11 protein-coding genes and 1 tRNA gene are annotated in these 14,973 nt (G+C 55.8%); 10 read left to right on the forward strand and 2 right to left on the reverse strand.

What is annotated here, in order from left to right:
• Window positions 1-33 precede the first annotated feature (33 nt).
• Together RB2501_RS09475 and RB2501_RS15850 are read right to left on the reverse strand one after the other, a co-directional pair.
• Entirely contained in the window at window positions 34-915 is an 882-nt protein-coding gene (locus RB2501_RS09475) for a sugar phosphate isomerase/epimerase family protein (protein WP_015754573.1), read from the reverse strand.
• A 240-nt stretch (window positions 916-1,155) separates the two neighbouring features.
• A complete protein-coding gene (locus RB2501_RS15850) occupies window positions 1,156-1,755 on the reverse strand; it encodes a TlpA family protein disulfide reductase (protein WP_187289157.1) in 600 nt (199 codons plus the stop codon).
• Between the two features lie 158 nt (window positions 1,756-1,913).
• On the opposite strand from RB2501_RS15850, the gene RB2501_RS09485 reads away from it, so the two are divergent.
• The 10 genes from RB2501_RS09485 to RB2501_RS09530 all read left to right on the forward strand — a co-directional run bounded on the left by RB2501_RS09485 (window position 1,914) and on the right by RB2501_RS09530 (window position 14,972).
• The gene (locus RB2501_RS09485; protein ID WP_015754575.1) at window positions 1,914-2,678 is read left to right on the forward strand and encodes an exodeoxyribonuclease III; all 765 of its coding nucleotides are present in this window, start codon (window positions 1,914-1,916) and stop codon (window positions 2,676-2,678) included.
• 87 nt (window positions 2,679-2,765) lie between these two features.
• Window positions 2,766-3,242, forward strand: a complete 477-nt coding sequence (locus RB2501_RS09490) for a pyridoxamine 5'-phosphate oxidase family protein (protein WP_015754576.1) — start codon at window positions 2,766-2,768, stop codon at window positions 3,240-3,242.
• A gap of 109 nt (window positions 3,243-3,351) precedes the next feature.
• Window positions 3,352-3,618, forward strand: coding sequence for a DUF4212 domain-containing protein (locus tag RB2501_RS09495; RefSeq protein WP_015754577.1), 267 nt, complete (start codon window positions 3,352-3,354; stop codon window positions 3,616-3,618).
• A 29-nt stretch (window positions 3,619-3,647) separates the two neighbouring features.
• Window positions 3,648-5,357, forward strand: a complete 1,710-nt coding sequence (locus tag RB2501_RS09500) for a sodium:solute symporter family protein (RefSeq protein ID WP_015754578.1) — start codon at window positions 3,648-3,650, stop codon at window positions 5,355-5,357.
• A 77-nt stretch (window positions 5,358-5,434) separates the two neighbouring features.
• The gene (gene acs / locus RB2501_RS09505; RefSeq protein WP_015754579.1) at window positions 5,435-7,345 is read left to right on the forward strand and encodes an acetate--CoA ligase; all 1,911 of its coding nucleotides are present in this window, start codon (window positions 5,435-5,437) and stop codon (window positions 7,343-7,345) included.
• A gap of 90 nt (window positions 7,346-7,435) precedes the next feature.
• Window positions 7,436-7,509, forward strand: a tRNA-Arg gene (locus tag RB2501_RS09510).
• A gap of 317 nt (window positions 7,510-7,826) precedes the next feature.
• The gene (locus RB2501_RS09515; RefSeq protein WP_015754580.1) at window positions 7,827-9,098 is read left to right on the forward strand and encodes a M14 family metallopeptidase; all 1,272 of its coding nucleotides are present in this window, start codon (window positions 7,827-7,829) and stop codon (window positions 9,096-9,098) included.
• A 7-nt stretch (window positions 9,099-9,105) separates the two neighbouring features.
• Window positions 9,106-10,188, forward strand: coding sequence for a Kelch repeat-containing protein (locus tag RB2501_RS09520; protein WP_148214331.1), 1,083 nt, complete (start codon window positions 9,106-9,108; stop codon window positions 10,186-10,188).
• Window positions 10,189-10,334: 146 nt separating this feature from the next.
• Window positions 10,335-14,363, forward strand: coding sequence for a two-component regulator propeller domain-containing protein (locus tag RB2501_RS09525; protein ID WP_015754582.1), 4,029 nt, complete (start codon window positions 10,335-10,337; stop codon window positions 14,361-14,363).
• A 150-nt stretch (window positions 14,364-14,513) separates the two neighbouring features.
• Window positions 14,514-14,972 carry a hypothetical protein gene (locus RB2501_RS09530; RefSeq protein ID WP_015754583.1) on the forward strand — a complete coding sequence of 153 codons (459 nt, stop codon included), beginning with the start codon at window positions 14,514-14,516 and terminating at the stop codon, window positions 14,970-14,972.
• Window position 14,973: the final 1 nt, after the last annotated feature.

Raw genomic sequence — 14,973 nt, forward strand, 5'->3', positions numbered from 1 at the left:
CCAGATGCGGGCAATGGAGCCGCAGGGAGGGAGTTACCTGAATCCGATCTCCTCCAGGTTTTTAAAGCTGGTGGTAATGGCTTCAAGCGGTTCCATCCCATCGAAGGTCATGTCCTGCTCCACAATGTAATATTCCATCCCGGCCTTTTCTTTTGCTGCCAGGATGCTCGCAAAATCGATGGTGCCGGTGCCAACAGGCGCAAAACGGCCCTGCTCGTCCATGTCCTTGACGTGCCAGATTTTAAAGCGTCCCGGGTATTTGTCAAAATAGGCCAGTGGGTCTGCCCCTGCACGTGTCACCCAGTACAGGTCCATCTGGAAATTGACCAGGTCCGGATCTGTATTCTCCAGCATATATTCAATGGGCACGATTCCCTCCTCGTTGGGCTTAAACTCAAAATCGTGGTTGTGGTAAAGTAGTTCCAGGCCTGCTGCATCGCATTTCTCGGCCAGCGTATTGATGATGTCCGTCACTTCCTGAATGGTGCCCTGCATCCCGAGTGTCCGCGTTTCAGGATCGAAAGTAAAGTGGCCCATGGGGGGCACCGGGATCACGAAGTACCGGAATCCGGCGGCTTTGGTGTCGGCAATCATCTGGTCGGCGTTTTCCATTGTGACCCCACCCTGGTGTACGCTCAGGGGCTGCAGCCCCAACTCCCCGAGGTAGGATTTAAACTCCTCCGGCTCCATGCCGTAAAACTTTCCATCGGCATAATTGGTGCCTTCAATGTTTACATAGCCGATGTCGGCTACCTGCTTTAATGTGCCTTTCGGGTCTTCATCCATCAGGTTGCGAACCGTGTAGAGTGTGGCTCCCGGTGCGGGCTGGCCCGCATCCCCACCACATGAGGAAACGAGCAGCGCTGCAAAGAGGCAGCAGGAGCTCAGGACGAAGGAAATAGAATGTTTTAGCATAGCTGGTAGTTGTTTTAGTTTGGATAGTTTCTTGCCCGGAAGTTACGTACCGGAAGTCGCTTGCCCGGTTGACGTTCAACCGGGACCTTAAAGATAGGGTTTTTAGGGATTCCCGGGAGGTGCGGCACGACGGGAATCGGAGGCTGCGGTGATACCTCGGCAGCATCGGATGTGCGTTGGGGGCATCGGTGACGCGTCGGAAGCATCGGTGACGCGTCGGAAGCATCGGGGGCCGGCAGCTTATCTTTCGTTGCCCAGCCCGTTGAGGAATGCTTTGAATTCCGGGGTGTCGTAATCGCGCATGCCTTCAAACCGGTAAATCGTATCCATTTGCGGCGGGACCAGGAAGGTCACCGGGATACTGCGGGAATATAGATATCCGGGCTCGGCGGATGCCAGGGTATATACAGGGAAGGCATACCCTTTGCGCGCCTTGAAGGCCTTTGCCGTTTCAAAATCGGCATCCGTGGAGATCATCACAAAGGCGATGTCGCCGCCGGATGCTTCGTACAGGCTTTCGATTCCGGGCATTTCCGCGATGCAGGGGGCGCACCACGTAGCCCATTTGTTGATAAATGCCGTTTGGTTGCCCATGGCTTCCGGGAGGGATACCACGCGGCCCGTTTCATCTACCAGCTGCAGTTCCCGGGCCATATCCGGGGTAAAAGGCTGGGGGGTAAAAACATCGGGGTGCACGGAACGGGGGGTCCGCAGGCCCCATTCGAGCAGCCGGTAATTGATTCCCTGTACCAGGCGCTTGTGGGTGCCGGTGGCGATGAGAATAGCTGCAATGGCCAACAGCAAACCGATGCGAATCCCTGTTCTTTTTGAAAGTTTCATGCTTTTCCCGATGACGCACTTTGCTTCACAAAAGTACATGGAATTTCCCGGGGCGCCGATTGCGATTTCCACGGGCCTTCCAATAATCTCGCGTACTTCGGCTTGGGGGGCTGCATTTCCGGCTGGAATTGTATTTTTAACCCCCAAAACCACCCCACATGAAAATTATATCCTGGAACGTCAATGGCATCCGCGCAATTTCCGGCAAGGGATTCGCCGGGCATATTGAAGACCTGGACCCGGATGTCCTGTGTTTGCAGGAGATCAAGGCAGATACCGAAATCGTGGAGGAGATAGCCGGTCAGCTCCCGGGATACGCTGTTCACGTACACCCGGCTGAAAAAAAAGGGTATTCCGGTACGGCCCTGCTGCTTAAGAATGCGGAAGCGGGGGTAGACCGCGGGCCGGAAACCGACCTGCTTCAGGGCGAAGGCCGCATTCTGCGAGCGGACCTCGGTGATTTCAACCTGGTAAATACGTATGTTCCGAACTCTGGAGCCAACCTGAAACGACTGGATTTCCGGGAAGAATGGGATGCGGCCTTCCTGGAATACCTCAACGGGCTGCGCGACCACAAACCGCTGGTTCTCTGTGGCGACCTGAACGTGGCGCACCGGCCGATAGACCTGAAAAACGACAAGGCCAACTACAACAAGACGGCCGGGTATACCCAACGGGAGATCGACGGAATGGACCGGCTGCATCAGAGCGGCCTGATCGACATCTTCCGGAAACGCCACCCGGACGAGGTGGCCTATACTTACTGGAGTTACCGTTTTGGCGCCCGGAAACGCAATGTGGGGTGGCGGCTCGATTATTTCCTGATCAGCCCCGAGTTGGAAGGCCGCGTTGCCGGTACGCCCATTTATCACAACATTGAAGGTTCGGACCACTGTCCGATTGGATTGGAGTTGGATGCCTGAGTGATTATCGGGCTATGACATTTATCATAGCCCCCTGGCAGGTAAATTATTATATTGTTCATTAATCAACATAAGATGCCAGTCTCCATGAAATCAAACACATCTGAACATATCGGAAACCTGGGAGACCGCGAGGCTCGGGAAGTGCTCCGTCGGAATTTTATCGGCTCGCTCGCTTACCTGGCCCAGGGCGCGCCCCATGTACTTCCCATTACGTATTTCTACGACGAAGAATCCGGCTTCCTCATCAGTTACAGTTCAGAGGGCCATAAAATTAGGGCAATGCGGGAGAACCCTGCAGTGGCCCTTGGCGTATACGAAATGGATACCGGGGCGCGATGGAAATCCGTCATGGTCCACGGCAGCTACCTGGAGTTGAGTCAAATCGACGCCAAAACCTACCTCAAGCGATTCTCCGGGGGAATCCGGAAGATACTGGCAGCCCGGGGTGTTGACGGCCAGGCGTTCATCCAGGATTTTTCGAGTAAGGCGCGTGACGGCCAGATCCCACTGGTCTATTGTATCCGTATCGAGGACTGGACGGGGAAATGCCGCCATTCCTAAGGCGCGCCTCCGGGCTGTCCAACCTCCCCTGAGCCAACCTATCCGTACGGCCGGTTGCCCGGTCTGCCCGAAATAGTTACATTTAAGGAATTCCAACAGTCGGACACCTATGGATAAAGATTCCCGCCAGGCGCATGCCACCCGTTATTGGAAAGCCAACCTCAGAATTGTCGCAGTACTCCTGCTTATTTGGTTTGCCGTTTCTTTCGGTGCAGGCATCCTGTTGCGCGAGTGGTTGGACCAGTTTCGCCTGGGCGGTTTTGGCCTGGGGTTCTGGTTCGCCCAGCAAGGGTCCATCTATGTTTTTGTAGTCCTGATTTTCGTCTACGTCTACCTGATGAACCGGCTGGACGCCAAATACCGATTCGACGGATAACCATGCAATCCAACCAAACTTTGTAAGCCTTGGACGTTCAAACCTGGACCTACCTGCTGGTCGCCCTTTCCTTTGCCCTGTACATCGGCATCGCCATTTGGTCGCGTGCCGCATCCACCAAAGATTTTTACGTCGCCGGGGGAGGCGTTTCCCCCCTGGCCAACGGGATGGCCACCGCCGCCGACTGGATGTCGGCCGCGTCGTTTATCTCCATGGCCGGCATCATCGCCTTTGCGGGATACGACGGCTCGGTATACCTGATGGGGTGGACAGGCGGCTACGTGTTGCTCGCCCTGTTGCTGGCCCCTTACCTGCGGAAATTCGGGCGCTTTACGGTTCCCGATTTTATCGGGGAGCGCTATTACAGCAAAACGGCCCGGATTGTTGCGGTGATGTGTGCGCTCCTGGTGTCCTTTACCTATGTAGCCGGGCAAATGCGCGGGGTGGGGGTGGTCTTTTCCCGTTTCCTGGAAGTGGATATCAACACGGGGGTAATCATCGGGATGGTGATTGTACTGTTTTACGCAGTCCTCGGGGGTATGAAGGGGATTACCTATACGCAGGTGGCCCAGTATTGCGTACTGATCTTTGCCTTTATGGTACCGGCCATATTTATCTCCATCCAGATGACCGGGAACCCCGTCCCGCAAATCGGTATGGGATCTGCCCTTGCCGACGGGTCGGGCACCTACCTGCTCGATAAACTGGACGGGCTCTCCACGGAACTCGGCTTTGCCGCTTACACAGACGGGACCAAGAGCCTGACCGACATTTTCTGCATCACCCTGGCCCTGATGGTGGGAACGGCCGGCCTGCCGCATGTGATCGTCCGGTTCTTTACCGTGCGCCGCGTTCGGGACGCGCGGAAATCGGCCGGCCTGGCCCTGTTGTTTATCGCCATCCTCTATACCACGGCCCCGGCCGTTTCGGTTTTTGCCAAAACCAACCTGCTTAAGACAGTCAGCGACCGGCCCTATGAGGAAATGCCTGCCTGGTTCAAAAACTGGGAGAAAACGGGATTGCTGGTTTTCGAGGATAAGAATGCCGACGGGCGGGTGCAGTATGTGGCCGGGGAATCCAACGAATTGATAGTAGACCGGGATATTATGGTGCTGGCCAACCCGGAGATTGCCGCCCTGCCCGCCTGGGTGATTGCCCTGGTGGCCGCCGGGGGTCTCGCTGCAGCGCTTTCCACGGCTGCGGGCCTGTTGCTGGTGATCAGTTCCTCGATTTCCCACGACCTGATCAAGAATGTCTTCCGTCCCGACATCACCGAAAAGCAGGAACTTTGGCTGGCCCGGGGGGCCGCGACGGTTGCTGTGGTCATTGCCGGGTATTTCGGGATCAACCCGCCGGACTTTGTCGCAGCGGTGGTGGCCCTGGCTTTTGGCCTGGCCGCCGCCTCCTTTTTTCCGGCCATCCTCCTGGGCATATTTTACAAACGGATGAATAGCAAGGGGGCCGTTTCCGGCATGGTTGTGGGCATTTCCCTGATGCTGTTCTACATGCTGAAATTTAAATTCGGACTCTTTGACGGGGGGAAAGAGGCGGTGGACGCCCTGGAACCCGAGTGGTGGTTCGGGGTTTCCCCGGAAGGCTTTGGTTCCCTGGCCATGGTGGCCAATTTTGCCACGGCCCTGCTGGTGAATGCCTTTACGGCACCTCCCCCTCAAGATGTGCAGGACCTGGTGGAAAATATCCGCACCCCTGAGGGCGCACCGCCTGCCGGCGGGCACTGAAACCCCGGGCCAATTTCCAATCTTTTGCTACCTTTAAACCCCGCCGGTTTCTTCGCGGGACAAACTAAATAAACACCATGAGTAACTACCATATCAAACACCTGGAGGAGTATTTCCAGGTGTATCGCAAATCTGTACGGGACCCGGAAGCCTTTTGGGAGGAAATCGCCGAAGAGCACTTTGTCTGGCGAAAGAAATGGGACCGGGTTTTGCGCTGGGACTTCAAGAAACCCGAAGTGGCCTGGTTTGAAGGAGCCCGGCTGAATATTACCGAAAACTGCCTGGACCGGCACCTGCCTGTGCGGGGCGATAAAACCGCTATCCTCTTTGAGCCCAACGACCCGTCCGGGGAGGCCCAGCACATCACCTATAAGGAATTGCACGAACGCGTGTGCCGGATGGCCAATGTACTGAAGGAACACGGCGTGAAAAAGGGCGACCGCATCTGCATCTACCTGCCTATGATCCCGGAACTGGCCGTCGCTGTACTGGCCTGTGCGCGGATCGGGGCCATCCACTCCGTGGTTTTTGCCGGTTTCTCCTCCAACGCGCTGGCTACCCGTATCAACGACAGCGATTGCAAACTGGTCATCACCTCCGACGGTTCTTACCGGGGTGCAAAAACCCTCAACTTGAAAAGTATCGTGGATACGGCCCTGGAAGATTGCCCGGGGGTGGATACCGTACTGGTGGCGCGGCGCACCGGGGAAGAGGTAGCCATGAAGGACGGCCGGGACAAATGGCTGCAGCCCCTGTTGGACGAGGCGTATGCGGATTGCGTGGCCGAAATCATGGATGCGGAAGACCCGCTCTTTATCCTGTATACCTCCGGTTCCACCGGCAAACCCAAGGGGATGGTACACAGTTGCGGGGGGTATATGGTCTACACGGCCTATACTTTTAAGAATATTTTCCAGTACCGGGAACAGGACGTGTACTGGTGCACGGCGGATATTGGTTGGATTACCGGCCATTCCTACATCGTCTACGGCCCGCTGGCCAACGGGGCTACCACGGTGATGTTTGAGGGGGTGCCTTCCTATCCGGACTACGGCCGGTTCTGGGAGGTGGTGGAAAAACACCGGGTTAACCAGTTTTATACGGCACCCACGGCCATCCGCGCCCTGGCCAAGGAAAGCCTGGACTATGTGGAGAAGTACGACCTGTCTTCCCTGAAGGTCCTGGGCTCTGTGGGGGAACCCATCAACGAGGAAGCCTGGCACTGGTACAACAACAACATCGGGCGGAACAAGTGCCCGATTGTGGATACCTGGTGGCAGACCGAAACCGGGGGGATCATGATCAGCCCCATCCCGTTTGTCACCCCCACCACGCCCACCTTTGCTACCCTGCCGTTTATCGGCATCCAGCCGGCCCTGATGGACGAGGAAGGGAATGAGATCAAGGGGAACCAGGTAAGCGGCCGTTTGTGCATCAAATTCCCATGGCCCTCCATGGCCCGTACCATCTGGGGCAACCACGATCGCTACCGGGACACCTATTTCTCGGCCTATGCGGACAAATACTTTACAGGGGACGGCGCCTCAAGGGACGCCGTGGGTTATTACCGGATTACGGGTCGCGTGGACGATGTGATCATCGTGAGCGGACACAACCTGGGGACTGCGCCCATCGAGGACAGCATCAACGAACACCCGGCTGTGGCCGAATCGGCCATTGTGGGCTTTCCCCACGACGTCAAGGGGAACGCGCTCTATGGGTTTGTCATCCTTAAGGAAACCGGGGAATCCCGGAACCGGGAAAACCTGCACAAGGAAATCAACCAGCAGATCACCGAACAGATCGGCCCGATTGCCAAGCTGGACAAGATCCAGTTTGTCCCCGGCCTGCCCAAGACCCGGAGCGGCAAGATCATGCGTCGGATCCTCCGGAAGATTGCCGCCGGCCAGACCGACGATTTGGGGGATATCAGCACGCTGCTGAACCCGGAAGTGGTGCAGGAGATCATCGACCAGGCAGAAGTATAGGGGTTATGCGGCCCAATGTCGCAGGAATGTTTAGTTTTGCAAAAAATTATTCCGCCCGGCAGGCCCAGTACCAACTGCCGGTCCCATTGCGGTCGCGTAGCTCAGCTGGATAGAGCATCTGCCTTCTAAGCAGACGGTCCCAGGTTCGAATCCTGGCGCGATCACTTAAAGCGCAAACCCCGCAACGCAAGTTGCGGGGTTATTGTTTTACTTCGCGTCAAAAGCTCGCTTTTGTAAGCGGAGGAGAACAATAACCCGACATTGCTGACAAGCAATGGGGGTTTGCATTTTCAGGCGGGATTGCCATCAGGATCACGCCGCAGGCGTAATCCTGCCCATCGCACCGGCTGGCCTACAGGATCACACTGGCAAGGATTTTCAAGGGAAGTGCTTAATACCCCGCTAAACATTTTAACCGTCAAAAGACCCTGTACATAAAGGATTCCTTATTTTAGGTTTTCAAATTCATCACCTACCCCCAATGAAAACACACTTAATTCCTCTGATTTTCGGAATATCCCTCCTGTGCGCCTGCAAAAACACCCAATCCGGGGCATCTTCCGGCTACCAGGGCCAGGGGCCCAACCCGGTCGTTTCCACCAAAACCAAACCCGTCCAGAAGCAGTGGCGGGGCACCTGGGCCTTCCAGGACAGTACCGTGTTTTTCAGCAACCAGTTCGACGGGGCCCGCCTCAACGGGGTGGCCCACGACGGCCAGGACCATTATACGCTTTGGATCACGGCAGAAAACACGCCCATCAACCCGAGCCCGTGGTACGGATTCCAGGTCTGGAGCACCACCCCCCGGGAAATCCAATTGCAATTCACCTATGACGGCAGCCGGAGCCGGTATTACCCAAAAATCAGCCGGGACGGAATCAATTTCAAAACCCTGGACAGCACCCGTTTTAAGCTGATCAACCCGGGGGAAGGGGAATTCGGGATCCGTGCGGCCCCGGAACAAATTGAAATCACCCTGCAGGTGGATGAGGAGCCCACCTGGGTCACCGCCCAGGAGCTCTACACCTCGGCCCGTGTGCAGCAATGGGTGGATACCTTGTCCCAAAAACCGTTTGTATCGAATTACGAAATCGGCAAAAGCCGGGAAGGCCGCCCGATGAAGCTGATGGAAGTAAATGAAGGGGATGCCCGAAAGGCCCTGATGATCATCTCCCGCCAGCACCCGCCCGAAGTCACCGGTTTCCTGGCCATGAAATCGTTTATGGAAACCCTGGCAGGCGATTCGGAGCAAGCCCGGGCATTCCGCCGGGAATTCACCGTGTTCAACGTGCCGCTTATGAACCCGGATGGGGTGGACAACGGACACTGGCGCCACAACCTGGGGGGAATCGACCTGAACCGGGACTGGCAGGAATTCAACCAGCCCGAGACGCGGGCCGTCCGGGATTTCCTGCAACGGAAAAGCAGGGAGGGGTACGAATTTGTATTCGGGGCCGATTTCCACTCCACATGGGACGATATTTATTACCCCCTGGATACCTTGGTTACCGGGCAAAAGGGGCGAATTGTCTTTGACTGGATCCAAAGCATCAGCAACCGGCTCCCGCAAAAGCAAACGAATATAAGCGCTTCCGACCAGCTGACCCCCACCATGGTGTCGCGCAACCACTTCTACGCAGCCCACGGCATGCCGGCCATCGTCTTTGAACTCGGGGACAATACCCCCCGGGATTTTCTTAAGGAAAAAGGGAAAGTGGCCGCGGAGGAACTCATGAGGTTATTAATGAAATAAATACGATATGGATGCCATTCGATTCTCGACTACAACTGTGGGCAGCGGAATTATTCGCTATAGGGGCCATCTGCTGGTTGCGGCAACGATATGGATTCTCTCCGGTTGCCAGGACGGCGAGAAAACGCAATCCGGGTCCGGCGAAATCTCGCAAAACATAGCCTCCGAAACTATTGATGCCCGCAAATGGCAATACGTTGAATCCGAAGACGGGAGCCAGCCGGTAGCCCGGCACGAAGCGGCATTTGTAAATGTTGGCAGTAAATTTTACCTGCTCGGCGGGCGTGGAATCCGCCCGGTCAGCATCTACGACACGCAGTCCGGTACCTGGTCAAAAGGGCCGGAGCCCCCCATTGAGCTTCACCACTTCCAACCGGTAGTAGTGGAAGATCGGATCTATATCCTGGGCGCCCTCACAGGCGGATGGCCGGAGGAGACACCCGTGGGGCATATTTACACCTATGATACGGCCACCAATACCTGGCAGCAGGGGGACGCCATACCCGAGGCGAGGCGCCGCGGGTCCACGGGCAACGTATTGTCCGGCAGTAAGATCTATATGCTCTGCGGCATCAAAAACGGGCATATCGGGGACCACAAGGATTGGGCAGACAGTTATGACCTGGAGACCGGATCCTGGGAAGTCCTCTCCGATGCGCCCCGTACGCGCGATCACTTCCAGGCCGTATTGGCCGACGGGTTGATATATGCGGTGGCGGGACGGAATACGGGTTCATCCGAAACCCCCTTTGGCGGAACCATCGGGCCGGTTGACGCCTACCATATCGCCACGGATACCTGGACCACGCTACCCAACCCGATTCCCACGGAGCGGGCCGGTACGGCAGCCACTTTCTGCAACGGCCAGATACTCATTGCCGGAGGGGAGTCACCCGTACAGGAGAAGGCACACTCCGAAGTGGAGGCCCTGGATCCGAAAACCGGAACGTGGCAGGCATGGCCACCTCTCAATGAGGGACGGCACGGCACGGGCCTTGTATCCTTTGACGATTCCCTTTACATCGCATCCGGCTGCGGGAACCGGGGCGGGTCGCCGGAATTGACGACCATGGAGCGATTGGAGAATTGAACAGCCAACGATAATTAGAACATCCAGTTAGTCCTTCCAGCTTCTACAGGGGGATTCAGAAATGGCTGGAGTATAACGGGAATTTGCTATAAACCGATCAAAGACTTACATTTCAATATCCCACAGCGTATAGAGGATCGAAGTGTATGGTACAAAATTACATCAGGCTAATAACATGTTGTTCCCTGTTTTTCCTCGCTGCGGTAGTTTGCGGCCAGGACCAGATTAGTTTTGGAGAACTCACCATCACGGACGGACTTTCCCAGAACTGCGGTATCTCCATTGCGCAGGACAGTACGGGATATCTGTGGATCGCTACCCAGGATGGCCTGAACAAGTACGACGGCAATGAATTTACCGTCTACCCATTTATTTTCGACGATATCACCCGCCCGGGTTACAGCCATTTGGGAAAGGTGTACGTAGACCGGGATAACAACATCTGGTCCATTCCCTCCAGCCGGATTCCCCACCGTTTGGATGTGGCATCCGGTCATTTTGTACCTGTACCGGTTACGCAGCATGCGAGTGTCATATACCAGGACCGTCAGGGGGCATACTGGGTAGGTACGTATTCCGATGGGCTGCTTCATGTACCGCCAGATGGGGACTTCGCCAATGTCCGGCAGGTAATCGACGTGCGGGAAACCATATATGCGCTGGCCGAGAGCGACTCGGAACTCCTGGCGGCAACAGATAACGGCATCCTGGCCATCGACAGCCAAAACAGGAGCGCGCGGGATACCTTGCGGGAAACCCTGGTGGACGGGCCTGTGCAGGCGAGTTTCAGCACCATTGCCATCGACCGGGAGGGACGGCAATGGTTCGGCACGTATGGCCGCGGACTTTATTTCCGAAACGAGGGGGAGACCTTCCTGAGCGATACCGCGGAATTGCCCCTGAGCCTGCCCCTGCCGGCCGACCTGAACATTCTTTCCCTTTTTGTCGATTCGCAGAACCGGCTCTGGATCGGGACCTACGGGAAAGGGCTGTATCTCATTGAACTGGATTCCTACCGAACCCGGCATTTCATGGCAGACAAGTACGACCCCAAGGCGCTGCATTACAACGACATACTGAGTATTTACGAGGATTATACCGGGACGATCTGGTTTGGTACCGATGGGGCAGGCCTGAGTTTCTACGACGAATACCTCGAAAAATTTAATTCCATAACCAATTATCAGGTTCCGAGGAACATTCATGTGGACGTGGTCCGGGCCATTACTACGGATGCCGACGGCTCGGTCTGGGTGGGGACTTCGGGCCATGGATTGATGCAGTATTTCCCCGGGGCAAACAGCTGGGCGAAGTATTCCACGGAAGACCCGCCCGGTACCCGCCTGACTTCCGACCGGATCATGAGCCTGTATGCAGATGTGTCCAGCGGAGATCTGTGGATCGGGACCCAGGGGGGCGGGTTGAATATCCTGGGGCCGGACGGGTCGGTGCAAACCTATGGCGGGTCTCGCCCGGATACCGGGTACCCGGTGACCATTTGGAGTATTTTTAAAGACAGCCAGGCCAGGGTTTGGTTGGGGACCCGGGAAAATGGGCTCGTCCAGTTCGGAAAGGAAACCGGGCCCGTACGGATTTTTGACAGCAGTCCCGGCCGGCAGGGCCCTCGCGTCAGCGACAATATCCGTGTAATCGAGGAGGACCTCGACGGCAACCTCTGGCTGGGCACGGATTCCGAAGGGCTCATCCGCCTGCATCCGGATACGGGGGAAATTAAGGTCTTCCGGGAAGGGTCCGGGCCGAACACCCTCTCCAACGACATGATCAAATCGCTCTATTTTTCACGGGAGGACGGGGTACTTTGGATCGGCACCTACGGGGGAGGCCTCAATGCACTGGATACCCGACAGGAAAAATTTTATCACTATTCCACGGAAGATGGCCTGGCCAATAATGTGATCTATGCCATCCTACCGGATGCGCAAAACAACCTGTGGCTGAGTTCCAACCGGGGGATCACCCGGTTCAGCCCGGGCAATTCGCCGGGCGAAAAACCGACAATCACCAATTATACCAATTACGAAGGCCTGGCGACGGAATTCAATACGGGCGCATACCACATCGATCGGCGCGGCAACCTGTATTTCGGGGGGCTCGAGGGACTGTATTGGTTTAAGCCTTCGGAGATACAGGAGAATACCCGGTTGCCCAAAACGGCTATTACGGGAATGCAGGTAGCCAATGAACCCTATCCCATGGCGCCGGATACGAGGTTCCGGCACTTTCAGAACACGCTTACATTTACGTTTTCGAGCCTGCAGTACGCGCTGCCGGAGAAAAACCAATACCAGTACCGGTTGGTGAACTACGACCAGGAATGGATCCAGGCGGGCAACAACAACTTTGCGAGATACTCCTTCCTGCCTCCGGGGGATTACGAATTCCAGGTGAAGTCCAGCAACTACGACGGGGTGTGGAACCCAAAGCCCGCGCGATTTGCCTTTTCGATTGCCCCGCCCTGGTACCTGACCCCTTTGGCCAAAGCCATTTACCTGATCCTGTTCCTCTCGGGGGTATTCGCCATTTACTGGTATTTGAAATGGAGGTTGCGCATGAAGCTAAACCTGCAATTACAGGAAGAAGAAGCCCTTAGGCTCCAGCGGCTCAATGAATTCAAATCAAAACTCTATACGGACATCTCCCATGAGTTCCGGACGCCGCTGACCCTGATATCGGGCCCGGTGGATGCCAAACTGGGGGCCGGGGGTCTTTCGGATGCAGACCACGCCAACTTCTCGATGATCAAGCGGAATACGAATCGGCTGATGGCCCTGGTGGACCAGATGCTGCACCTGGCCAAGCTCGAAAAAGGCAAATTGAAATTAAAAGTAACCCCGGGCGATCTGGAAGGGTTCCTGGGGGTGCTGGCTTCTTCGTTCCGGTACCGTTGTGAACAAAAGGACATTTCCTACCAGGTGCATATCGGCCCGATGCCGGGTGCGTGGTTCGATGAGGATATCGTGGAGAAGATCGTAACCAACCTGCTTTCCAATGCGGTAAAGTATTGCTCCACCGGCGGGGAAGTGCGGTTCCGGGCGGAAGGGCAAGGGGACACGGTGTGTTTGCGGGTAGAGAATTCGGTGGAGGACTTTGCGGAAGGGGACCTGGGCAAGTTGTTCAACAGATTTTATCAACAGGATGAATATTCCGAAGGCATAGGTGTGGGCCTTTCGCTGGTGAAGCAGCTCGTAGCCCTTTACCAGGGCGAAGTGGATGTCCGGTTGGAAGAAGCCTCCGACTTGATAGCGTTTCAGGTGACCCTTCCCATGGCGCGGGATCTTTTTCCAGACGCACAAATAGTGGATGCCAACACAACGGAAGAGCATCCAGCGCCGGATGCGATTTCAAGTACCATCGACCTGGCGTCCGACAAAGGGGGGGCGGACGAGGCCAAAAGCGACCTGCCCTTGATCCTGGTGGTGGAAGACCATCGCGAAGTGCGCCAGTTCCTGGCATCCGTATGGAAAGGCAAGTACCAGGTACTTGAAGCCGAAAATGGTGCGGAAGGAGTCGAAAAAGCCCTTGAAATTGTCCCGGACCTGATTATTTCCGATGTGCGGATGCCGGTGCGCGACGGCATTGAGCTCTGTAATACGCTCAAAACGGACCAGCGCACCAGCCATATCCCCATCATCCTGTTAACCGCCGGCTCGGGCGAGGAGCACGAGTTGAAGGGGCTGCAATCCGGGGCAGACGACTTCGTCACCAAGCCCTTCAAACTCCGGCTGCTGGAAAGGCGCGTGCAGAATTTGATCGATACCCGACGGGCCCTGCGCAGCAGGTACAGCCAGGAGTTGGTGCTCAAGGCCAAGGATATTGCCATCACGCCCACCGATGAGGTTTTCCTGGAGAAAGTGCAACAGGTAATGGACGACCAGTTGTCGGACGCCGGCTTCAACGCCGGGAAGTTTGCCAGTGCAGTGGGGATGAGCCGGATGCAACTGCACCGGAAACTCACGGCCATCACCGGGTTATCCACCACGGAATTTATCCGTTCCCAGCGGTTGAAACAAGCAATCCGGATATTGAAAAACTCCGATGCCACCGTCAATGAGGTGGCCTATACCGTGGGTTTCAACACCCCTTCCTACTTCATCAAGTGCTTTAAGGAAACCTACGGAAAAACCCCCGTGGAGTATTCCCGGGCCGCCGATTAACCCGCCTTCTGCCGGGCAATACGTCTGTTGATATATCTGAATAACAGTATATTACAAGGGTCGTTACATATGTTTTATAGCCGGTTACATTTGTGGCACGGCCCGGAGATTCCTTCTGCTACTTTTCCTCCAAACAAAAATTTTACGACGATGAAAACAAGGATTCTCCTCCCGCTGCTCATGTTGGCCCTGGGTACCGTGGGCCTGAATGCCCAGTTGCGCACGGACGGCAACACTACCAAAGTGCTGCTCATTGCAGACCGCTCTAACAACATCACAAATATTGAACTGGTAGGTGATGCGCGAAATTTTGATGCGGACGCCCTGATGAAGAAATATCCAAACGCCAAGGTGCTTTACGGCCTGCTGGAAGGGGGTTATCGAACCATGAGTTCGGGGATTTTGCCAAACAAAAACGCAAACCTCACCTTATTTACAAGTAAACAGGCCGTACCAGGAGATCAATTCTTTCCGGGAGACCAATTTGTTCCGGGAGATCAATTTGTTCCAGGTGACCAGTTTGTTCCTGGAGATCAGTTTGATGTTGCCCGCATGAAAGCCCGGGTTCAGGCCGTGCAGGACGGCCGCGTGCAACTGAAAATCCAGTAAT

The sequence above is a fragment of the Robiginitalea biformata HTCC2501 genome, from assembly GCF_000024125.1.
GTDB lineage: Bacteria > Bacteroidota > Bacteroidia > Flavobacteriales > Flavobacteriaceae > Robiginitalea > Robiginitalea biformata.